Source organism: Cobetia sp. Dlab-2-AX (assembly GCF_024124625.1).
Lineage (GTDB): Bacteria > Pseudomonadota > Gammaproteobacteria > Pseudomonadales > Halomonadaceae > Cobetia.
The window spans coordinates 56,583-78,729 of the sequence record NZ_JAMXRV010000012.1 but is presented as its reverse complement, the minus strand read 5'-3'; the positions used below and the strand labels follow the sequence as shown (position 1 = coordinate 78,729).

The window sequence follows — 22,147 nt, the reverse complement described above, 5'->3', positions numbered from 1 at the left end:
TTTCGTTTACGGCTCTTTCTTGAAACCAGCCCCTTCTCCTGTCAGCCAACCGCCGCCGTCTGGCTGATGCCGTCGCGCGCGCAGGACTGGTCGCAATGGCTGCCGTGAATGCTCAGCGCCTGCCAGGCATCGAAGGTGCTGAGATAGATGTCGCCACCCAGATTGGCCGGCAGCTCCGAGCACTTGAGGCGGTCCATCACCGGGCCCTTCACTTCACTCAGATGCAGTTGCACGCCAGCGGCGCTCAAGCGCTCATTGATGACTTCCAGGCTTTCAAGCGCCGAGGCATCGATCAGGTTGACCGCCTGACAGGACAGCACCAGATGCTTGAGCGAGGGACGTTCGGCCATCAGCGCCAGCACCGTGTCTTCCAGATAGCGTGCATTGGCGAAATACAGGCTCTCGTCGATGCGCAGGATCGCCAGTTCGGGGTCGGTCTCCACCTCATGACGCTCGACATTGCGAAAGTGCTCGCTGCCCGGCACGCGCCCGACCAGCGCACTGTGCGGCTGGCTGGTGCGCTTGAGATAGAGCCCCAACGACACGACGATGCCGACGATGATGCCGCTCTCCACCCCATGCGCAAGGGTGATGATCAGCGTGATCATCAGCGCCGCACCGTCACCCTTCGAGTAGCGGAAGGTGCGCTTGACCGCCGCGATGTCGATCAGGCTGGTGGTGGCGACGATGATGATCGCCGCCAGCGTCGCGCGCGGCAGCCAGGCCAACCAGTCGGTCAGCCACAGGCTGGCGAGCAGAATGCCGATGGCGGTAAAGGCCCCCGCCAAGGGCGTGGCGGCGCCGGCATCGAAGTTGACGACTGAGCGCGACAGCCCGCCCGAGATCGGCATGCCACCGCTGACGCCTGCGCCCATGTTGGAGACGCCCAGCGCGATCAGCTCCTTGTCGGGGTCGATGCGCTGACGGCGCCGCGCGGCGAGGGTCTGGGCCAGCGCCAGCGATTCGACGAAGCCGACCACGCTGATCAGCAGTGCCGAGAGCAGAAGGCCCGACCAGTCATGGCTGACGAAGGACGGCAGGCTCAGGGTGGGCAAGCCGCCGGGCACGCTGCCGACCAGCGCCATGCCCTGTTCACCAAGTTGCAGCCCCCAGGCCAGCAGGCTGGCGAGGATGACAGCGAGAATCGGCGTGGTCTTGCACAGCATGCCCGCCGCGCTCTCTCGCATCCCGAGAGCCATCAGGATCTGCTTGAGATGTCGGCGTGCCAGAATCAACCCCGCCAGACAGCCCAGCCCGATGACGAGTGTCGGCCAGTGCAGCCCTTGCGCGCCTGACGATAGCGATTCGCCCATCGCGATCAGATTGCCGCCGCTGAGGCTCAGGCCAGTGATGGGCCCGAGCTGACTGGCGATGATCAGGATGCCCGAGGCAGTCATGAAGCCCGAGATCACCGGGTGGCTGATGAAATTCACCAGCACTCCCAGGCGCAACAGCCCCATGGCGATCAGCATCGCGCCGGAGAGAAAGGCCAGCAGCAGCGCGGCGGCCAGCATCTCGGGCGTGGAGAGCGCCGCGCCATCCGCGCCGCTCATGCCCGCGATCGCCGAGGCCGTCATCAGCGAGATGATCGCCACCGGCCCCACCGCCAGGGTGCTGCTGGTGCCGAACAACGCATACAGCACCAGCGGCAACATGCTGGCATAAAGACCGACCTGCGCCGGCAGCCCCGCCAGCAACGCATAGGCCAGCGCCTGAGGCACCAGCATGACGCTGACGATCACCGCCGCCAGCAGGTCACGCCCGAGACTGTGGCGGTCGTAATGGGCAAGCCAACCCGCCAGCGGCAGCCAGCGGCCAAGCGACGTCCCCTTTGCCTCTCGAACCGGCTCAGACATCGCGTGACGCCGGACGCGCCAGCCATTCATGGCCCTTGAGCATCAGGTTCCAGTAGATGAACGGCAGCCCCCGCGCCTTGAGCTGCCAGGCCAGGCGTGTCGGGCGCGTGCCGTCATTGACCCACTTGGGGAAGGTGGGCTGCAGTTCACCGCCATAGCCGAATTCCGCCAACACGATGCGGCCGTTCTCCACCGTCAGCGGGCAGGAGCCATAGCCTCGATAGCCTGCGGTGAGCGCGCCACCGGTCAGCGTGGCCAGCAGGTTCTCGACCACCACGGGGGACTGCTTGCGCACCGCTGCGGCGGTCTTGGCATTCGAGGTACCGCTGACATCGCCCAGCCCGAAGATGTCGGGATGGCTCATGTGCTGCAGTGTCTCGGGTTCGAGATCCAGCCAGCCAGCGGCATTGGCCAGCCCGGATTGGGCGATCAACGCCGGTGCCTTCTGCGGCGGCACCACATGCAGCATGTCGAAGGACTGCTCGACGATCTGCGGCTCGCCGCCCTCCTCGGCTGCCGGCACCTCGAAGCGTGCCGTCTGCGTCTCGCCATCCACCGCGACCAGCCGCTGTTGGAACCTGACGTCGATGCCATAGCCCGCGACCGCCTCTTCCAGCGCTGGCACGTAGGCCGGCACGCCGAACATCACGCCGCCGGCGTTGTAGAAGCTGACCTCGAGCTGCGACAGCACGTTCTCGCGCTGCCAGTGATCGCAGGCCAGGTACATCGCCTTCTGCGGCGCACCGGCGCACTTGATGGGCATCGGCGGCTGGGTGAACAGCGCCTTGCCGCCCTTGAGGGTCTGCACCAGCTGCCAGGTATAGGGCGCGAGATCATAGCGATAGTTGGAGGTGACGCCATTTTCGCCCAGCGTCTCCGTGAGCCCGTCGATGGCGCCCCAGTCCAGCTCCAGCCCGATGGCGATCACCAGACGCTCGTAGCGCAGGCGATGGCCATTGCCAAGCGTGACTTCGTGCGCCTCGGCATCGATGCCGGTGGCCGTATCGCGATACCAGTGCACGCCCTTGGGCATCACCGAGTGCATCGGCTTGCGCGTGAATTCCGGCGTGAAGATGCCGCCACCGACCATCGTCCAGCCCGGCTGATAGCTGTGCTGCTCAGCGGGTTCGACGATGGCGATGTCCATGCCCGGCTGACGCTTGAGCAGGCTGGCCGCCACCGCGATACCGCCGGCCCCGCCACCGATGATCACCACCTTGTGGGCGTTGGGTGACAGGCGCAGATTGGCGGCGCGAGTCGCCTGCGAGTCCGAATCAGCCCCCTGATTGTCACAAGGCGTCGTTGCAGAATCCGAAACTGGCGGGGTCTCTGACGTGCTCTGGCTCATCGATAAGGCTCCCATCGCGGTAATTCGTCCATTTGAGTCACAAAATTACGTAAGCAAGTTACAGAGGCAAAGCACTTCAGCAAAGCCGACATGGCGGCCATCACAGCTGACCAAACGGCAGATTGAGCGGAATCTTGAGATAGGCGCGCCCGTTGTCTTCCGCCGGCGGCATCTGGCCGGCGCGCATGTTCACCTGCACCGCCGGCAGCATCAGGCGCGGCATGCCAAGCCCGGCGTCACGCTGGGTGCGCATATCGACGAAGACCTGCTCATCGATGCCGTCATGCACATGGATATTGTGCTCACGCTGCTCACCCACCGACGTCTGGCAGCAGAAGCCTTCGCGTCCTTCAGCCGAATAATCATGGCACAGGAAGATGCGCGTGCTGGCAGGTAGCGAGAGCACCTTGTGGATCGAGCGATACAGCGTACGCGCATCGCCGCCGGGGAAATCGCAGCGCGCGGTGCCGTAATCGGGCATGAACAGGGTATCGCCGACGAAGACGGCGTCGCCGATCACGTAGCTGACGCAGGCCGGCGTATGACCCGGCGTATGCAGCACGCGGCATTCAAGCCCGCCGATGGCCAGGCTGTCGCCCTCTTCCAACAGGCGATCAAACTGGCGGCCATCACGCGCGAAACCCGCCTCGGCGGCGAAGATATCGGCAAAGATGTCCTGCACTTCGCGTATGCGCGCCCCGATCGCCAGTTGGCAACCCAGCTTGCCTTTCAGGTAGGCGGCCGCCGACAGGTGATCGGCGTGAACGTGGGTCTCGAGAATCCATGCCACCTCGAGGGACTCGGCGTCGATATGCGCAAGCAAGGCATCCGCAGAGCGGGTGCTGGTGTGGCCTGCGGGATAATCAAAGTCGAGCACGGGATCGACGATCGCGCACTGGCGGGACTGCGGGTCGCGCACCAAGTACGTGAAGGTGTTGCTGTCTTCGTCGAAGAAGCTTTCGACCCGGGGGTTGAGGGTTGAGTCTGGGGTTGAGGTTGGCATGTCGCGACCTCCTGTTTCGCTCAAGGATTGATGCCTCAAGCCTACGCCTGCAGCGGAAACAACGCAAAAACGAATAACGTTAAAACCCTAAAGAATAACAATAAGGCGATATCAATAACCTGCTGTTCTAGCGAGGGAATTTCTGAGTCGAAGCCGAGGAAGTGCGGCTGCCGGGGTGGCTCTCCCCCTAAGGTATAGCGGATGGCGCGCCGCAGGGCAGATAGGCTGAAATTGCCAGGTGACACGATTCACCTTTACACTCTTGAACGATTAACCTCCGCGAATCGCTGTCTTTCCTTCACGCCTCATCGGATGAGCTACGCCATGCCACGCATTCTTCAATGGTCGATCACGGTTGCCCTCGCCGGCTTCCTGTTCGGTTTCGATACCGCCGTCATCTCGGGGGCGGATACCTCACTGCAGAGCCAATGGGGGCTGAGCGATCTCAACCACGGCCTCATCATCATGTCGATGGCCCTGTGGGGCACGGTGATCGGCGCCATCTTCGGCAACTGGCCGACCGATCGCTTCGGGCGCCGTGCCACGCTGATCGGCATCGGTATCCTCTACCTCGTCTCTGCGCTGGGGTCGGCGCTGGCCACTGACCCTTATGTGTTCTCGTTCTTCCGTCTGCTGGGGGGGCTAGGTGTCGGCGCGTCTTCCGTGGCAGCGCCTATCTACATCTCCGAGATCGCCCCCCGCGAGCGCCGGGGCTCGCTGGTCGGGCTCTACCAGTTCAACGTGGTATTCGGGATCGTGATCGCCTTCGTGTCCAACTACTTCATCGGCTTCATGGACGGCGAGAACTGGCGCTGGATGCTGGGCGTGGAAGCCGTGCCGGCCGCGCTCTATCTGTTGATGATCTGCAAGGTGCCGCGCAGCCCGCGCTGGTTGATTCTCAAACGCAACGATGAAGCGGCAGCGGCGGAGGTGATCAAACAGATCAACCCCAAGGCCGACATCGCAGAAGAAATTGCCATTATCCGGGGTACGGAAAGCAAAGAGAGCGCCAAGCAACATACCCGTCTGTTCGCCTGGCGCTATCGCTTGCCGGTGCTGTTCGCCTTCCTGATCGCGGCCTTCAATCAGCTGTCCGGCATCAACTTCATCATCTACTATGCGCCGCGCATTCTGGCCGAGGCGCAGCTTGAATCCAGTGCTGCCCTGCTCTCTACGGCAGGCATCGGGGTCATCAATCTCGCCTTCACGATGCTGGGCATGTCCTTGATCGACAAGCTGGGGCGCCGCACCTTGATCCTGATCGGCTCTGCCGGTTATCTGCTGTCGCTGTGCCTGATTTCCTGGGCCTTCTACCTCAAGGACTTCAGTGCCCTGGGCGGTTATGGGGTCCCGATCCTGATGGCTGTCTTCATTGCGGCGCATGCCATGAGCCAGGGTACGGTGATCTGGGTGTTCATCTCCGAGATATTCCCCAACAAGGTACGCGCCATGGGACAGTCCTTCGGCAGCTCCGTGCACTGGGTCTTCGCGGCATTGATCGCGCTGCTGATGCCGACCATCCTCAGCCACTTCAGTGGCGGACCGGTGTTCGCCTTCTTCGCCCTGATGATGCTGCTGCAGTTGGTCTTCGTGCTGTTCTTCATGCCCGAGACCAAAGGTGTCTCGCTTGAGGAACTCCAGGGCCGACTGATCCGCCCTTCGCGCAAGGAGAAGGAGCAGGAACAGGCCGCGGCACTCGCGTCACAGGGCAACTAAGGCTCTTGACGATCGAGCTTTGAAGCCCGACTCGAATAACGCTCTCCAGACGCCGACACCCCGCCCTGTGCGGGGTGTCGGCGTTTATGGCTCTGGCAGCCATGCCCGTCAGGAGCCCCCGCCGAGCGTCGCCACACGACATGAGAGCGGCTCCGCTACCCACAACGCACATGGCTTGCTGCCCTACTCCTGCGCTGACACGCGCCAGATCGCTACGTGCAAATAGCGTGGTATCGTCGCCGGCTCAATCGCCAGCCTGAGCGGCGATTTTCAGCGCCATATGTCCGGATTATTACGGATATATTCTTTGGTCTCGTCATTCTTGCCAAGCTAATCAAAACAGTGAAAAGATCGTTTCCGAAACGTTTCGGGTAACGGTTTCCGCTCACAGTTACCGCAAAGGAAAAGTGCCATGCCGCCGAACATCACACTCAAGCATCTCGCCAGCCAGCTGGGCCTGTCGGTCACGACGGTCTCGCGGGCATTGGGCGGATTCGAGGATGTCAGCGCCACGACCCGTGAGCGGGTGCAGGCCTATGCCAGTGAAGTGGGCTACAAGCCCAATCAGAGCGCACGCCGCCTGAAGACAGGCCGCACCTCCTCGGTGGGCTACATCATGAACGGCGCCCAGGGCGACTTTCGTGATCAGTTCAACACCCGCCTGCTGGTCGCGCTGGGCCAGGCGCTGCACGACGCCGCACCGGAACATGACCTCATCGTCACCACGGTGCCCGAGGACCGCGACGAGCTGGACACCTACAAGCGTTTCATCGATGGCGGCAAGGTCGATTCCTTCGTGGTGGCCCGTACCCGCATTCAGGACCCGCGCGTCGACTTCCTGCTCGACAGCGGCATCCCCTTCGTCACCCACGGTCGTACCGGCCGCGCCAGTGAACACGACTGGGTCGACATCAATGCCGCCGACGGTTTCCTGCGCGCCACCCGCCATCTGATTGGCCTGGGCCATCGCAACATCCTGTTCCTCAACTTCTTCAGCGACCTCTACACCGCCGTCGAACGTGAAACCGGCTATCTGCAGGCGATGCACGACGCCGGCCTCACGCCCAGCTCGCGCCATTGCCCCCACGGTTACGCCAGCGCCTATCAGGTCGCCCATGAAGCGCTGTCCGGGGCCAAGGCCCCTACTGCCTTCGTGTGTGCCAGTGACATCTTCGCCTACGGCGTGATGGAAGCGGTCAGCGCCTGTGGCCTCACGCCCGGCAAGGACATCGCCATCATCGGCGCCGACAACCTGCCGCCGCAGATGTATCGCCAGCCCAGCCTCAGCACCCTGGATATCTCGTTCGAGACCGTCAGTCAGGCGCTGATCGAACTGGTGCTGGCACCGCAGAATGGCGCGCCACGCCATCGCTGCTTCGATTACGACCTGCTGCTGCGCGATACCACTGCCTGACCATCGAAACAGGTGCCAGAAACCTGGTATCAGGCGACAGGTGCCAGACACGATCGGTACGACGCCAGAAAAACAACACCCGACCGGGGAGACCTCCATGCGCAAGACGCCAACCGCCCTCGCCCTGCTGGCACTGCTGGGCAGTAGCTCTGCCCTCGCTGACATCACCTTCTTTAGCACCCAGGCCAGACCGCTGGAAGAAGCCCAGCAGATGCGCGAGATCGCGCTGGCACCCTACGCCGAGGCCATCAATTACATGCCGCAGGAGACGGGCACCTTCCTGTCGCGCCTCGAGGCAGAGAAGGCAAGCCCCGAAGGGGCGCTGGATCTGCTCGGCGGGCTGCACGGCGAACTGGGGTCGCTGACTCCCGGCATTCTGGCGCCACAGGACGCGCTGGCCGTGTCGCTCGCGGACAAGGGCATCAGCCAGCAGTACATGGCGCTGGGCAAGCTGGGCGGCGAAAAGCAGCGTTACATTCCGTGGATGCAGGCGACCTACATCATGGCCGCCAACCGCAAGGCACTGCCCTACCTGCCCGAAGGCGCTGACCTGAACGCACTGAGCTATGACGAGCTGCTGGCCTGGGGCCGCAACATGCAGGAGGCCACCGGCAGCCCCAAGCTGGGCTTCCCGGCCGGTCGCAAGGGGCTGATCCACCGCTTCCTGGAAGGCTATCTCTACCCGTCCTTCACCCACTCGGTGGTGCGCGAATTCCGCAGCGATGACGCCGTGGCCATGTGGCAGAAGTTCCGCGAGATCTGGGCGGTGACCAATCCGCGCTCCACCGCCTACGGCTTCATGCAGGAACCGCTGCTCAATGGCGAGGTATGGGTCGCGTTCGATCACACCGCGCGCCTCAAGGATGCCTTCAACAAGCAGCCGGATCAGTACGTGGCCTTCCCGGCCCCTGCCGGCCCCAGCGGGCGCGGCTACATGCCGGTCATCGCTGGCCTGGCAGTGCCCGCCAATGCCCCGAACCCTGACGCCTCGCGCAAGCTGATCCGCTATCTGATGACGCCGGAAGCCCAGATTCGCACCCTGCGGGCCACCAACTTCTTCCCGGTGGTGGAGTCAGAGCTTCCCGATGACCTGCCCGCCAGCATTCGCATGTCCGGCAAGGCGGTCGCGGCCCAGTCCTCCGCCGATGACGCCGTGCTCTCGCTGCTGCCCAGCGGCCTGGGCCAGCAGTCGGGCCTGTTCAACAAGATCTACCGCGATGCTTTCGTGCAGATCGTACTGCGCGACGCCGACATCGAGGAGACGCTGGATATCCTCGCCCCGCGCCTGCAGACGCTGATCAACACCTCAGGCGCAGGCTGCTGGCTCCCGGATACGCCCAGCGACGGCCCCTGCCCGGTCAAGTAAGTCGCTGGCGCCAGACCGCAACACTCAAGAACGCAACACTTACAGCACTCGCATCACTCGCATCACTCGCATCACTCGCAACACAGCAGCAGCAACTGCCCCCGACGGGTCGCCATGACGGTACGCCAACCCCTGTCATGCCGACCCGGTGCCACCAAACCATTCCGACAAGCCATCACAACAACGCCAAAGGTGAGCAAAGATGAAGCACGATCGCTGGCTACCTTATTACCTGATCGCCCCCAGCCTGCTGTTCATGGGTGCCTTCTTTCTCTATCCGTTCATCCAGATCTTCGCCGAGGCCTTCACCAGCAGTGACGGCAACGTGGGCCTGGCCAACTTCACGCGCATCTATCAGGACTTCAACTTCTGGCCGTCACTCAAGAACACCCTGCTGCTGACCGGGGTCGTGGTGCCGGTGCAGCTGGTGCTGGCCATCGGCATGGCGCTGATGGTCACCAAGATGAACAAGGGGCGCGACAGCATCCTCTACATCTGGACCATCCCGCTGGGCATCTCCGATCTGGCCGCCGGCATCATCTGGCTGGCGATCCTCGAGCAGTTCGGCTTCCTCAACAGCTTCCTGAGTGCGGTCAGCGTGATCGATGCGCCGGCGTCCTGGCTCAACTATCAGAATGCCTTCGCGCTGTTCCTGGCTGTGGTGGTCGCCGAGATCTGGCGCGGTACCGCCATCGTGCTGGTCATCCTGGTATCGGGCATGGGGCTGATCCCCAAGGAATATGACGAGGCCGGTCAGGTGTTCGGCGCCAGCTACTGGCAGCGCCTGTGGAAGATCACCCTGCCGATGCTGCGACCCAGCATCCAGTCGGCGCTGATTCTGCGCACCCTGCTGGCACTCGAGGTCTTCGCGGTGGTGATGATGCTGGGCGGCAGTGACATGCCGGTACTGATGAGCGAGACCTTCGACTGGCAGTTCCTCTACCAGCAGACGGGTGCCGCTGCAGCCTACGCGGTGTTGATCATGCTGATCTCGGTCGTGATCACCGGCTTCTACATCAAGTTCCTCAATGTGCCGAAGGAGGCCCGCTGATGAAATCCTCTTCTTCCGAGGCCGTCATGCCGTCATCGCTTTCGTCACGCGCAAGCGCCTCCTCAGCCGACTCCTCAAACCAGGTGGCGCAGACCGCCCACAAGCCTCGTCGCAATGACATGGCCTGGAAATGGCTGTTCCGGGCTGGTGTCTCGATCCTGGTGCTGTGGGTGCTGGTGCCCATCGCCCTGCTGATGCTCAACAGCGTCAGCACGCCGGAGCAGATCACCGGCTGGCCCAAGACCCTGACCCCGGCGCTGAGCTTCGAGACCCTCGACTTCTTCTGGCACTACCAGGGCGTGATCAGCGCGCTGGGCAACTCGCTGCTGGCCGCCGTCTTCACCATGGTGATCGCCATCGTGCTCGGCGCACCGGCAGGCTATGCGCTGGCCCGCTTCGTGTTCCCGGGCATGAATGCCTACCGCATGATCATCATCCTGTCGCGGGCCTTCCCGATGCCGCTGCTGGCGCTGCCGCTGGCCGTCATCTTCATCCAGGTCGGCATCGATGACTCCATCCTGGGTCTGGCGATGGTGCACGCCACCCTGGCACTGCCGTTTGCGGTGCTGATCACCTCCAGCCTGTTCATGGGCATTCCGGTGGAGCTCGAGGAAGCCGCCTGGCTGATGGGCTGCAACCGCTGGCAGGCCTTCCGCCGCGTGGTGCTGCCGCTGGCCGCGCCGGGCATCACCGCCTCGGCCGTGTTCGCCTTCGTGATCTCGTGGAACGAGGTGTTCGCCTCGGCAATTCTCACCGTCGAGAACCGCACCCTGACCGCCTTCCTGGTGCAGAGCCTTTCCGAGTCACCTGCCGAGATCAAGTATGCCGGTGGTCTGATTCTGGTCGTCCCGGCGCTGCTGTTCCTGTTCGCGATCAGGAAGTACCTATTCAGCATGTGGGGCATTTCCAACCGCTAACGTACGCCCGCTCATCAGGCCAATGACCGGCGGCGATCTTCATCGTCTCGCTGCGAGTTCACTTCCTCGCCGCCGCTCTCGATCAAAGGAGTCAGACCATGTCAGCCATCCACATCAGCGCCGTACGCAAGCAGTTCGGCAAGCAGGAAATCCTCAAGTCCATCGACCTCGAGATCCGCGACAAGGAATTCACCGTGCTGCTCGGCCCGTCCGGCTGCGGCAAGTCCACCCTGCTGCGCATCATCGCGGGGCTGGAATACGAGAGCAGCGGCTCGATCCGCATCGGCGAGCGCGAGATCACCTCGCTGGCACCGCGCGATCGTCGCATCGCGATGGTGTTCCAGAACTACGCCGTCTTCCCGCACATGACCGTGGCGGAGAACATCGCCTTCGGCCTGCGCGTGCGCAAGGACAGCGAGGCGCATATCCAGCGCAAGGTGAAGGAAACCGCCGCACTGATGCATATCGAGGACCGCCTCGATCACTACTCCGGTCAGCTCTCTGGGGGGCAGCGTCAGCGTGTCGCGGTCGCGCGCGCCCTGGCGATGGAGCCGGAGGTGCTGTTGATGGATGAGCCGCTGTCGAATCTGGATGCCCTGCTGCGTCTGGAGATGCGCGCCGAGCTCAAGACGATCCTCGCCGCCTCCGACACCACCACCATCTACGTGACCCACGACCAGGTCGAGGCCATGAGCCTGGCGGACCGCATCGCGGTGATGAAGGGTGGCCAGATCGAGCAGTACGCGCCGCCTTCCGAGATCTACCACTATCCGGCCACCGAGTTCGTCGGCAGCTTCATCGGCAACCCGCCGATGAACTTCATCGTCCCAGACGCGCGCTGGCAGCAGGCAAGCCTCGCCGGGACATCAGACGCGCAGGTACACAGGTGCGGTATCCGCCCCGAGGACTTTGAGGTGCGCTTCGAGCCCACCGAGAACTTCGCGCCGGTGCGCGTGCTGGTCTCGGAGCTGCTGGGGTCCCACAAGCAGCTGACCGCACGCTTCGGCGACGAGATGATTCGCGTCAATGTGCCGAGTGATCTCGATGTCGGCAATGGCAGCGACATCCACATCCGCCCGCTGGCCGAGAAGGTGCGCTTCTACGACCACAGCGGCCACCTGATGTCGGCGTAAGGCACCCCGCCCCCTCTCTACCCAACCTTTCAGCCCAAACCTTTCATCCCGAACGGAGCCGACTTACATGAATGCCAAGCTCGACGCGCTCAGCGCTCACGACGTTCTCAAGCTCAACGACCTGGGCGGCTACACCGTGCCCACGCGTGGCCTCTACCCCTTCCAGTGGAACTGGGACGCCGCCATCACCGCGCTGGGCTGGCTGGCCGCCGGTGACGAAGCACGTGCCTGGCGTGAGGTCGAGCGCCTGCTGGAAGGTCAGTGGGACAACGGCATGGTGCCGCACATCGTCTTCCACGGTGACGCCGAAACCTACTTCCCGGGGCCGGAAGTCTGGGGCGTCAAGCACAGCCCGTCGACCAGCGCCATCTCCCAGCCGCCGGTGCTGGCCAGCGTCATGAAGCTGCTGTTCGAGGAAGGCCGTGATCGCCGGCTTGCCGAGGAAAAGCTGGCCGCCACCCTGCCCGGCGTCATCCGCTACCACCTGTGGTTCTATCGCGATCGTGATCCGGAACACACCGGCCGGGTGTGCAGCTATCACCCGTGGGAATCGGGCATGGACAACAGCCCCCAGTGGGATGGCCCGCTGGCTGGCGTGCCGCCGGTCGATGCCGAATACGTGCGTCGCGATACCGGGCTGGTCGACCCCTCCGAGCGTCCGCACAAGTACGAATATGATCGCTACATCTATCTGGTGAAGTTCTTCCAGCAGAACGAGCATGACGCCGAGGTGCTGTATCGCGACTGCCCGTACCGGGTCGAGGACATCAGCCTGATCGCCATCCTCCACCGTGGCACGCGCGACCTGATCGCGCTGTGCGAAGAGGATGCCGCCGGTCTGGGCCTGGTCAACACCCACGGCGAGGCGCTCTTCAGCCTCAAGCAGTCGCTGGCGCGCACCGAGGAAGGCGTGCAGGCGCTCTGGAGCGAAGAGCTGGGCTGTTTCCTGAGCCGCGATGCGCGTGCCGACGTGCTGCTGGAGCACGTCACCACCGCCGGCATTCTGCCGCTGTTCGCCGGTGTCTCCAGCGGCGCCCAGGCGCAGCGCATGGGCGGTCTGCTCGAGGAATGGCTGGAACAGGCGCCCTTCGGTGTCGCCTCCACCCATCCGGAAAGCACCCGCTTCGAGCCGAAGCGTTACTGGCGCGGACCGAGCTGGTTGCACATCAACTGGATGCTGGCCATCGGCTGCGAGGAATATGGCATGTCCCGCGAGGCCGACCAGATCAAGCAGGCCAGCCAGAAGTGCATCGAGGCCGCCGGCTACTACGAGTACTTCAACTCGGTGACCGGCGAGGGCTGTGGCGGTCGCGACTTCTCCTGGACCGCGGCGATGGACCTCTACTGGCTCAACCCGCTGGAGAGCTTCACCGCCAGCAAGGCGGCAGCCGGCGTCGTGGAGGCTTCCTGATGACTCAGCACGCCTCTCAGCAACAGTCTCAGCAACTGTCCCAAAAACAGTCCCAACAACGGTCTCGACAAGCCTCACCACTGGCGCAGGCAGCGCAGAAGGCACCGCTGTCACGCCAGGCGGTACCGCCCATGCCGGCGACTTTCGCCAGCCGCGGCTTTCTGGGCGAGCATATCCGCTCGATCATGGACTTCTATCTGCCCAAGGCGATGGATCATGAGCGCGGTGGCTACTTCCAGGCCTGGCGCGACGACGGCACGGTGTATGCGCCCGCGGCGCGTCATCTGGTCAGCAGCACGCGGATGGTCTTCAACTTCGCAATGGAGTATCTGCGCAGCGGTGATGAGCAGTGTCTGGCCGCGACCCGTCACGGCATCGATTACCTGCGCGATGTCCATCTCGATCCGCAGACCGGAGGTTACCTGTGGTCGCTGAGCGAGCAAGGCGAGGCGGACCACACCAACCAGTGCTACGGCCTGGCGTTCGTGATGCTGGCCTATGCGACCGCCTGGCGCGCCGGTATCGAGGAGGCCCGCGGCTGGCTCGAGGAGACCCGCGCGCTGATGGAAGACAAGTTCTGGTCGCCCCAGGCGGGGCTCTATGCCGACGAGGCCAGCGCCGATTGGCAGACGCTGTCCGACTACCGTGGCCAGAACGCCAACATGCATGCCTGTGAAGCCATGCTGGCCGCCTTCGAGGCCACCGACGAGTCGCACTATCTGGAGCGGGCCATGACCCTGGCCAGCAACATCTGCCAGCGTCAGGCTGCCAAGGCCGATGGCCTGATCTGGGAGCATTACGATCGCGACTGGAACGTCGACTGGGACTACAACCGAGACGACCCCAAGAACCTCTACCGGCCGTGGGGCTTCCAGCCGGGGCATCTGACAGAGTGGGCCAAGCTGCTGCTGATGCTCAGGCGTCACCGCGATGACGCCTGGCTGCTGCCGACCGCACAGCGCCTGTTCGATACCGCGATGGATCTAGCCTGGGACAGCGAACGCGGCGGCATCTACTACGGTTTCGCGCCGGATGGCACCATCTGCGACGACGACAAGTACTTCTGGGTGCAGGCCGAGAGCCTGGTGGCTGCGGCGCTGCTGCACGAGGCCACCGGTGATTCACACTACGTCGAGTGGTATGAGCGCCTGTGGGGCTACGCCTGGCAGCACTTCATCGACCACCAGTACGGTGCCTGGTATCGCCTGCTGAATGCGGACAACCAGCGCTTCGATGACCTGAAGAGCTCGCCCGGCGCCAAGTGTGACTACCACAGCCTGGGCGCCTGCCATGAGCTGTTGCGCGTGATCACCGGCGACTGAGCCCTGTCGCACTGCCGATCGCACCACCCGACACCCCGCCTTGTGCGGGGTGTCGGCGTCTGGAGACCTTCACTGCCTGTCATCGCCCGCCAGCCCACTCTATTTATTCGTACACCCATCATGTTTCTTTAGAGCACCGCTCCTGACAATACTGATCGCGCTGACCGCCCCGGCAGAGGGCGGCAGCCGACAGCCGCGGGCATGCCCCGAGGCGCTGCATCCAGCCGTTTCAAAAGCCCAAGACACTACAATAACAAGCGGAGTCCCACATGCCTCTTTCTCAACTCCTGGACTGGCGGTTGCACCTGCTGGTCGTGGTGCTGTCCCTCGGCGCCGAACTGATCGGTATTCTCAAGTTTCCGCTCGGCCCCGGCACCTTGCTGCTGTTGCCGCTGTTCTATGCCTTCATTGCCGCCGTACTGTGCAATCCGCACCTGTTCAGTGGTACCAGGCGCTTCATCCCGCCGGTGGTCAGCGCGGCGGCAGGGCCGGTCATCCTGCTGTCGATCATGCCGTTCATCGCCCGCTTCGGTTCCACCATCGGCCCGGCCATCGAGCAGCTGATCTCGGCGGGTCCGGCGCTGATCCTGCAGGAGCTGGGCAATCTGGGCACCATGCTGATCGCGATGCCGATCGCGGTGGTGGTGCTCAAGATGGGCCGCGAGGCGATCGGTGCGACCTACTCCATCGCGCGTGAACCCAATATCGCGATCATCTCCGACAAGTACGGCCTCAAGGGCCCGGAAGGCGTCGGCGTGATGGGCGTCTATGTGGTGGGCACCATGTTCGGCACCCTGTGGTTCGCGCTGATGGCGGGCTACCTGACCTCACTGGACATCTTCGACCCGCGTGCACTGGCCATGGCCTGCGGTGTCGGCAGCGGCAGCATGGTGGCGGCGTGTTCCGGCGCCATCGCCGGTGCCCTGCCGGAGATGGGCGAAGAGCTGCTGGCCTTCGCCGGCGCCAGCAACCTGCTGACCTATGCCACCGGCCTCTACGTCTCGCTGTTCATCGCCCTGCCGGTCGCCGAGCGCCTGTTCCGCTTCTTCAGCCGCAAGCGGGCCGGAAGCGATGACGCCATGAATGACGAGGAAGCCAAGCTCGCCTCAGACGCGCTGGTTGAAGATCGCCCGGAGAACCAGCTGGGCAAGACGGCCATGGTCGTCGCGGCTGTCTGCGGTGTCGGCTGGGTGGTCAACACCATCAATGGTGCCAGCCTGAGCGACGCCGCCCCCGGCATGCTGATCCTGTACGTGATGACCATGCTGGGTCTGCTGGTCGCCCGCGTCATGCCCTTCTATCTGCCGGCCATCGCCTGGGTGTCGCTGGTCAGCATCCTGATGACGCTGCCGTGGTTCCCGGGCAGCGGCTGGATCACCGAGCAGCTGGGCTTAGTCAACTTCCTCGCCATCGTCACGCCGGTGCTCGGCTATGCGGGTCTGGCACTCAGCAAGCGCGAGTTCAGCATGTTCCGCCAGGCAGGCTGGAAGCTGGTGATCATCTCGCTGCTGGTCTTCACCGGCACCTATATCGGCTCGGCCGTCGTGGCGCAGGCACTGCTCTGATCACACGGGCTTCGGGCTTTACCTTTCGCATTACCTTCGCTTCTCACTTTGCTACCCCCTTCTCATCACTTTTACGCCGGCACTCCAGGGTGCCGGTTTCTACAGGAATTCAGCATGCAACTACCCGACAAGATCGACGAGGCACTGCTGCGCAGCTGGCGTCATGAGTTTCATCAGCATCCCGAGACAGCCTTCGAAGAACATCGCACCTCGGCGCGCGTCGCCGAGATCCTGCGTGCAGCAGGTCTGGAAGTCACCACGGGGCTTGCCGAGACCGGCGTGATCGCGGTACTCGACGGCAAGCTGGGCAAGGGCCAGACCATCGGACTGCGCGCCGACATGGATGCGCTGGATGTCACCGAGGCCAACGCCGTCTCACATTGCTCGCACACACCGGGCAAGATGCATGCCTGCGGCCATGATGGCCATACCACCATGCTGCTGGGCGCGGCCTGTGAACTGGCGCGCGATCCGGACTTTGCCGGCCGCGTGGTGTTCGTGTTCCAGCCGGCCGAGGAGAACGAAGGCGGCGGGCGCCGCATGGTCGAGGACGGCCTGTTCGAGCAGTTCCCGATGGATGCCATCTACGGCCTGCACAACTGGCCGGGGCTGGCACTCGGCGAGGCGGCGGTGCATGAAGAGGCGGTGATGGCGGCCTTCGATGTCTTCACCCTGACCCTGAGCGGTCACGGCTGCCACGCTGCCATGCCGCATCTGGGCAAGGACACCATCCTGGCGGCCTGTCAGCTGGTGACCCAGTTGCAGGGGCTGATCAGCCGCGAGACTCCGGCGCACCAGACCGCGATTCTCAGCATCACCCAGTTCCATGCCGGCGATGCCTTCAACGTGATGCCAGAAGAAGTCGAACTGCGCGGCACCCTGCGCTGCTTCGACCCGACACTGCGCGCGCATCTGCAGCAGCGCTTCCATGACGCCGTCGATGCCATGGCGACCTTCCACGGTCTCAAGGTCAACTTCGACTATCAGCCGCGCTATCCCGCAACCCTGAACGCGCCGGGCCATGCCGAGCGCTGCGCCAGGGTTCTCGAGCAGCTGCCGAGCATCCAGCGGATCCATCGTGATCTGCCGCCCTCGATGGCCTCGGAAGACTTCGCCTATCTGCTGCAGGAATGCCCGGGCGCCTATATCTGGCTGGGCAACGGTGAAGACAGCGCCTCGCTGCACAATCCGCACTACGACTTCAATGATGCTGCCACGCCCATCGGCGTCAGCTACTGGACGTCGCTGGTACGTCAGCTGCTGGCCGCCGCCTGAGGCCAGGTGAACACACCCTCGAGGGATGCTCAGCATGAAGATCTGCGTGATTGGCGATGCGCCAATTGGCACTCGGGCCATACAGGCGCTTGCGCATGCCGGAGCCGAGGGCGTCATGGCAGTGGCAGCGCCCGAGGGGCAAGTCGCGAGTCATTCGCCCTTCCGCGCCGAGATCTACCTGATGGCGCTGGCCACATCGCAACAGGTGCAGAAGGTACTGACAGGCAGGCAAGGCCTGCTGCGCAGGGCGCCGCCAGGCAGTACCGTGATCGATCTATGCAGTGGTGACGTCACGCTCAGCCGCGAACTGGCCGTGCAGACACGCCTCGCCGGCCATCACTGGCTGGAAGCGGCCACCAGTCGCAATCCCGCCGATGAAGCGAATGACAGCCTGACGCTGTTGATCGGCAGTGATGAGGCGACAGTGACGCGCATGACAACGCTGCTCGACGCCATCTGCACGCAGCATCTGCACGTCGGGGATGCCGGCTGTGGCCATGCTGCCGCCCTGGCCAGCGACTATCTGCATGCCGCGCACCTGATCACCACTGCCGAGGCGGTCGCCATGGCCTACCGTGCGGGCGTGACACCCCAGGCGTGCATCGATGCCATCAATCTGGGCGCCGGGCGCAGCGCCGTGAGCGAGGTGAATTTTCCGCGCTGGGTGCTGCCGGGCCGCTATGACTCGGGCATCTCCACCGGTCAGCTGCGCCGCGACCTGCGCCTGGCGCGCAGTTTCGTCACCACGCTCAACCTGCCGGAAGGCTTGATGAAGGCGGTCTTCGAGCGCTGTCAGCCGCCGGAGCTGTGTCCGGCGGACGAGGATGATCTCCATCATCTGTGTGATCGCTGGCTGAGCAAGGTGCCTGCCCAGCTGCGCCCGCCTCGCCTGACCGAAATCAGAGCCCCTGGATCATGAGACCCACGATCAGCGCGCTGCCTGACGCGGACCGCTGAATGCCGCGATCCAGCGTTCGAGATGACGCAGCAATTGCAGGCTGGCACGCGGCATGCGCCGCCCGACCCGCGTGATGATATGCGCGCGGGCCTGGCGGAAGCTGGCACATTCCACATCCCGCGCGATCAACACGCCCTCCTGAAGCTCACGGGCCGCGGCGAAGGCCGGCAACAGCGTGATGCACAGTTCGGACCGCGCCGCCTGCTTGAGCACCTCCATGGAATTGGTCTGCACCACCATATGCGGGCGCACCCCTGCCTCATGAAATCCATCGTCCATCAGCTGACGCACGCCGTGACTCGGCCCCCACAGCGCCATGGGATGTTGTGCCACTTCCTCGAGCGTCAGCGCATGGGACTCGCTCGCCAGCGGATGCTCCGGCGACATGATGGCCACCAGCGGCTGCGGGCTTGAATGCCAGAAGCGCAGCTGGGGATGGACCCGCTCGTGATACATCAGGCCGATATCCGCCTCATCCTCGATCACGCTGTCGATGATGCTCTGCATGCTGCCGGTATCGACCTTGAGCGTGATGCCGGGGTACTGCTTGCGAAAGGCACGCAGCGGGCTGTTGATGATGTCGCCGACGAAGCCTTCGCCGATGATCAGGCGTATTTCTCCGGTTTCCAGCCGCTGATAGGCGTCGAGGCGCTCGCCGAGGTGCTGATCGAGCGTCTCTCGCTCACGGATGTAATCCAGCAGCATCTCGCCGACCCGCGTCGGCTGCACGCCGTCACGGGTGCGCTCGATGAGCGAGGCGGCCATGGCCTCTTCGAGCAGACCTATCTGACGACTGACAGCCGAGGGGGCGATGTTCAGACGCGCGGCGGCACGCCGGATGGAGCCGGCTTCGACGGTGACCTGAAAATAGACAAGACGCTGATGCGGGATATCCATGAGGCGCTCTGCAGAGGATGGGAGAGGGAATTACATAAGTGCCAGGAAAAGTGCTGCCAAGAATGTCTGAAAAACTGGACAGTCTTCACACAAGACGCAGCCAGCAGAGTACCCGATATTCTGATGTCTCGGGCAGCATGCGGTTGAACTCCCCCATCCTCAACGCCATATCAGAATAAATCGTCGCCTAGCCTCCTCGCCTCGCCTCCTCTTCACGACAGTTCTCGCGGCTCTCTGCGCTGTGACACGAAGGCAGACGAATAGCGTCGCAAGCCGGCCGAATGGAGAAGCAGACGCACCCGACATTCTGAAGCCAGTGCGCGAATAGGCTAAGATGGACCATCGCTTCACTGACTGTGCCTGCGTGACGAACCACACAGTCCCCATGACAAGGAGATTCAATATGCTGACCATCTCCAATTCGGTAGCGCTGGCCGACTGGGAAATCGACCTCACCCAGATTCGCGCCCAGGGCAATGGCGGCCAGAACGTCAACAAGGTCGCCTCCGCCGTTCACCTGCGCTTCGATGTTCAGCGCTCGACGCTGCCCGGCTTCTACAAGGAGCGCCTGATGCAGCTGTCGGATCAGCGCATCAGCAAGGAAGGCGTCATCATCATCAAGGCGCAGAGCCATCGCACCCTCGAGTTGAACAAGGAAGATGCGCTGGCGCGTCTCAAGGCGATGATTCTGGAAGCCGTCAAGGTACAGAGAGCACGCCGTGCGACAGCGCCCAGCAAGGGCGCCAAGCGTCGCCGCGTCGACAGCAAGACGCGCAAGGGCAAGATCAAGGCCATGCGCGGCAAGGTACAGGTCTGACCCCGCCGAGGGCGGCGGTCAGCTCACAGCTCACGTCAGGGACGACAATTCATGCGCAACATCATCAGCTCGGCCGTGCTGGGCGGCCTGTTGGCCGTGGGAATGGTCTGGAGTGGCAGCTATCTCAAGCAGGCCGCACAGGTGTGGGAGTCTTCCAGCCGCGTAGTGACGGTCAAGGGGCTCGCGGAGCGCGAGGTCAAGGCCGACCTGGCCCTCTGGCCGCTGCACTTCAGCGTCAATGCCAATCAGCTGACCGGGCTTCATGAGGCGCTGGCCAATGATGAGCGCAAGATTCGCGCCTTTCTCACCGCCCGCGGCTTCCCCGCCGACCAGGTCAGCGTGACCTCTCCCCAGGTGACTGACCTCTACGCCAACAGCTACAACGCCCAGCGTCCGGATGAGCGCTATCGCGCCGAAGCCACGGTGCTGGTGCGCTCGCCCAAGGTCGACCTCGTCAAGCAGAGTGCCTCACTGACCGGTGAGCTGGTGCGCGAGGGTATTCTGCTCTCGGCTGACTATGCCTATCGCACCGAATTCCTGTTCACGGGGCTTGAGGCCATCAAGCCCGACATGATCGCGACCGCGACCGCGGATGCCCGGCGCGCCGCCCAGCAGTTCGCGGAGGATTCCGGCAGCACGGTCGGCCACATCAAGCATGCCAGCCAGGGCTATTTCTCTATCTCGGACCTCGACAGCTACACCCCTGACATCAAGAAGGTCAGAGTCGTGACCACCATCGACTACACCCTGAGCCACTGATCACCTCTCGACAGCCCCCTTCTTCGCCGTATGGAGCCCCCATGTCCGACACCCCGCTGAGCAAGACCCAGACGAGCTTCTATCGACGCCTGTTCGTGGCCCACCTCATCGCGCATGACATCGCCAGTGTACCGGCCATCATCTCCGCGACCGGCATGCCGCGGCGTACTGCCCAAGACACCATTACCGCCTTGAGCGAGCTCGAGATCGTCTGTGAATTCCAGCGCGAGGAAGGTCAGCGCAACAATATCGGCCATTACGTGATTCGTGACTGGGGGCCGATCAATGCCCAGTGGGTCGCCGACAACGCCGAACGTCTGCAGAAAGCGCTGGGCTATGCGTGAGGGGCATGAACTTGATCGAACAAGGAGGGCCGAGAAATGGGGGTGAGATGGCTTTCGAGAATGAGCTCTCAAGCACGAGGCCTCAAGCATGATGGCTGACCCATGACGGCCGAGATTCTGGGCAGTGCCGTTCAGCACGGCGTGATTGTCGTGCTGATCCAGCTGGCGCTGTGGCCGCTGTTTGGCGTGTGGTCGGCAGGTGCCATCGCCGTCGCCCTCTTTCTGGGCCGTGAGATCGCTCAGCATGAATACAAGGGCGATGGACCCAAGGCAGAGAACTGGGATTATGGCCTGCTGCAACACTGGAATCTGGATACCTGTCTCGATGTCGCCCTGCCGCTGCTCTGCTGTGTGAGCCTCGCCAGTACGGTCTGGGCGTTCAGGCGCTACCTGGCCCAGGCGTGATCCTGCGCTCGCCTGTCTCTTGCTTGCACCTGGCCTGATTTTCACCTCAGCACGGCGCAACGACATTCGCTGAAAAACGTTGCCTCAAGCATCATCAGCCAACGGCAATACTGGTGACACTGCGCCGTGCGGCGCCCGACCCAGTGGCGGAAGGCGCAGAGGCTGCGCGACGACGCAGTGGCTGTCGGGCGCGATCCTGCAGGTAGGCCGAGAGCGTTTCCGGGCGAATGCCGGGATGCTGGAAGACGTAATCCTCGGTGATGATCGACAGAAATTCAGCACTGCGTGCGCCCGCGACCTCAAATCCCAGGATGAAGCGGCGCGACTGAGAGACCTCGAAGCAATAGTTCTCGGCGGCCACGGCGCAGGTCTGCACCACGTAGCCTCCGCCCAGCTGTTCTCTGAGGATGGATCGTTCGGGATTGAATCGAGATGCCGTGTAAATGTCTATGATTTTCATTATCACCCCCAATATCGACTGGTGCAGTATATACGAAAACACTAATACTTACATGCTTAGAGAACTCATCCTGCCTACCCTGGCCTTCGAACCGGCAGTCAATTAACCCAGATCAATTCAAGCAGCAGCG

At 63.4% G+C, this 22,147-nt stretch carries 20 protein-coding genes; 15 read left to right on the top strand and 5 right to left on the bottom strand.

What is annotated here, in order from left to right; all coding sequences use genetic code 11:
- Positions 1-41: 41 nt before the first annotated feature.
- The 3 genes from sulP to NH396_RS15865 form a co-directional block, all read right to left on the bottom strand.
- Complete coding sequence (sulP, locus tag NH396_RS15875; protein WP_253064831.1) at positions 42-1,856, bottom strand: sulfate permease; 1,815 nt, start codon at positions 1,854-1,856, stop codon at positions 42-44.
- Positions 1,849-3,204: an FAD/NAD(P)-binding oxidoreductase gene (locus NH396_RS15870; protein WP_253064829.1), complete on the bottom strand. Its 1,356-nt coding sequence runs from the start codon at positions 3,202-3,204 to the stop codon at positions 1,849-1,851. The genes sulP and NH396_RS15870 overlap by 8 nt, the downstream gene beginning before the upstream one ends.
- 100 nt (positions 3,205-3,304) lie before the next feature.
- Positions 3,305-4,207, bottom strand: coding sequence for an MBL fold metallo-hydrolase (locus tag NH396_RS15865; protein ID WP_253064827.1), 903 nt, complete (start codon positions 4,205-4,207; stop codon positions 3,305-3,307).
- Positions 4,208-4,408: 201 nt separating this feature from the next.
- Between NH396_RS15865 and NH396_RS15860 the strand changes: the two genes are divergently transcribed.
- The 11 genes from NH396_RS15860 (at position 4,409) to NH396_RS15810 (ending at position 18,296) form a co-directional block, all read left to right on the top strand.
- Positions 4,409-5,923, top strand: coding sequence for a sugar porter family MFS transporter (locus NH396_RS15860; RefSeq protein WP_290441817.1), 1,515 nt, complete (start codon positions 4,409-4,411; stop codon positions 5,921-5,923).
- 412 nt (positions 5,924-6,335) lie between these two features.
- Positions 6,336-7,337, top strand: coding sequence for a substrate-binding domain-containing protein (locus NH396_RS15855; protein ID WP_253064825.1), 1,002 nt, complete (start codon positions 6,336-6,338; stop codon positions 7,335-7,337).
- 97 nt (positions 7,338-7,434) lie between these two features.
- Entirely contained in the window at positions 7,435-8,703 is a 1,269-nt protein-coding gene (locus NH396_RS15850; RefSeq protein WP_253064824.1) for an ABC transporter substrate-binding protein, read from the top strand.
- Between the two features lie 202 nt (positions 8,704-8,905).
- Complete coding sequence (locus NH396_RS15845) at positions 8,906-9,754, top strand: sugar ABC transporter permease (RefSeq protein ID WP_253064823.1); 849 nt, start codon at positions 8,906-8,908, stop codon at positions 9,752-9,754.
- Positions 9,754-10,671 carry a carbohydrate ABC transporter permease gene (locus NH396_RS15840; protein WP_199852322.1) on the top strand — a complete coding sequence of 306 codons (918 nt, stop codon included), beginning with the start codon at positions 9,754-9,756 and terminating at the stop codon, positions 10,669-10,671. Before NH396_RS15845 ends, NH396_RS15840 begins: the two co-directional genes overlap by 1 nt.
- Before the next feature lie 98 nt (positions 10,672-10,769).
- The gene (locus NH396_RS15835) at positions 10,770-11,804 is read left to right on the top strand and encodes an ABC transporter ATP-binding protein (protein ID WP_253064822.1); all 1,035 of its coding nucleotides are present in this window, start codon (positions 10,770-10,772) and stop codon (positions 11,802-11,804) included.
- A 67-nt stretch (positions 11,805-11,871) separates the two neighbouring features.
- The gene (locus tag NH396_RS15830; protein WP_253064821.1) at positions 11,872-13,215 is read left to right on the top strand and encodes a trehalase family glycosidase; all 1,344 of its coding nucleotides are present in this window, start codon (positions 11,872-11,874) and stop codon (positions 13,213-13,215) included.
- A gap of 131 nt (positions 13,216-13,346) precedes the next feature.
- Entirely contained in the window at positions 13,347-14,537 is a 1,191-nt protein-coding gene (locus NH396_RS15825; RefSeq protein WP_253064820.1) for an AGE family epimerase/isomerase, read from the top strand.
- A gap of 269 nt (positions 14,538-14,806) precedes the next feature.
- Positions 14,807-16,102: a DUF3100 domain-containing protein gene (locus NH396_RS15820; RefSeq protein WP_253064819.1), complete on the top strand. Its 1,296-nt coding sequence runs from the start codon at positions 14,807-14,809 to the stop codon at positions 16,100-16,102.
- 114 nt (positions 16,103-16,216) lie between these two features.
- Positions 16,217-17,377, top strand: a complete 1,161-nt coding sequence (locus NH396_RS15815; RefSeq protein ID WP_253064817.1) for a M20 aminoacylase family protein — start codon at positions 16,217-16,219, stop codon at positions 17,375-17,377.
- A gap of 25 nt (positions 17,378-17,402) precedes the next feature.
- The gene (locus NH396_RS15810) at positions 17,403-18,296 is read left to right on the top strand and encodes an NAD-binding protein (RefSeq protein WP_366071749.1); all 894 of its coding nucleotides are present in this window, start codon (positions 17,403-17,405) and stop codon (positions 18,294-18,296) included.
- A 9-nt stretch (positions 18,297-18,305) separates the two neighbouring features.
- Here the strand turns inward: NH396_RS15810 and NH396_RS15805 are convergent, their stop codons facing one another.
- Positions 18,306-19,232: a LysR family transcriptional regulator gene (locus NH396_RS15805; RefSeq protein ID WP_253064813.1), complete on the bottom strand. Its 927-nt coding sequence runs from the start codon at positions 19,230-19,232 to the stop codon at positions 18,306-18,308.
- A gap of 403 nt (positions 19,233-19,635) precedes the next feature.
- Here NH396_RS15805 and arfB point away from each other — a divergent pair, with 403 nt between their 5' ends.
- From arfB to NH396_RS15785, 4 genes are all read left to right on the top strand, one after another.
- Positions 19,636-20,049 (top strand): alternative ribosome rescue aminoacyl-tRNA hydrolase ArfB, encoded by a 414-nt coding sequence (gene arfB / locus NH396_RS15800; RefSeq protein WP_253064811.1) that lies wholly within the window; start codon positions 19,636-19,638, stop codon positions 20,047-20,049.
- Between the two features lie 51 nt (positions 20,050-20,100).
- Entirely contained in the window at positions 20,101-20,808 is a 708-nt protein-coding gene (locus NH396_RS15795; protein ID WP_253064809.1) for an SIMPL domain-containing protein, read from the top strand.
- 41 nt (positions 20,809-20,849) lie between these two features.
- Positions 20,850-21,152: a winged helix-turn-helix domain-containing protein gene (locus NH396_RS15790; RefSeq protein WP_253064807.1), complete on the top strand. Its 303-nt coding sequence runs from the start codon at positions 20,850-20,852 to the stop codon at positions 21,150-21,152.
- A 102-nt stretch (positions 21,153-21,254) separates the two neighbouring features.
- Positions 21,255-21,557: a hypothetical protein gene (locus NH396_RS15785; RefSeq protein ID WP_253064805.1), complete on the top strand. Its 303-nt coding sequence runs from the start codon at positions 21,255-21,257 to the stop codon at positions 21,555-21,557.
- Positions 21,558-21,651: 94 nt separating this feature from the next.
- Here NH396_RS15785 and NH396_RS15780 read toward each other — a convergent pair whose 3' ends face one another.
- Entirely contained in the window at positions 21,652-21,936 is a 285-nt protein-coding gene (locus NH396_RS15780) for a hypothetical protein (RefSeq protein ID WP_253064803.1), read from the bottom strand.
- Between the last annotated feature and the right edge of the window lie 211 nt (positions 21,937-22,147).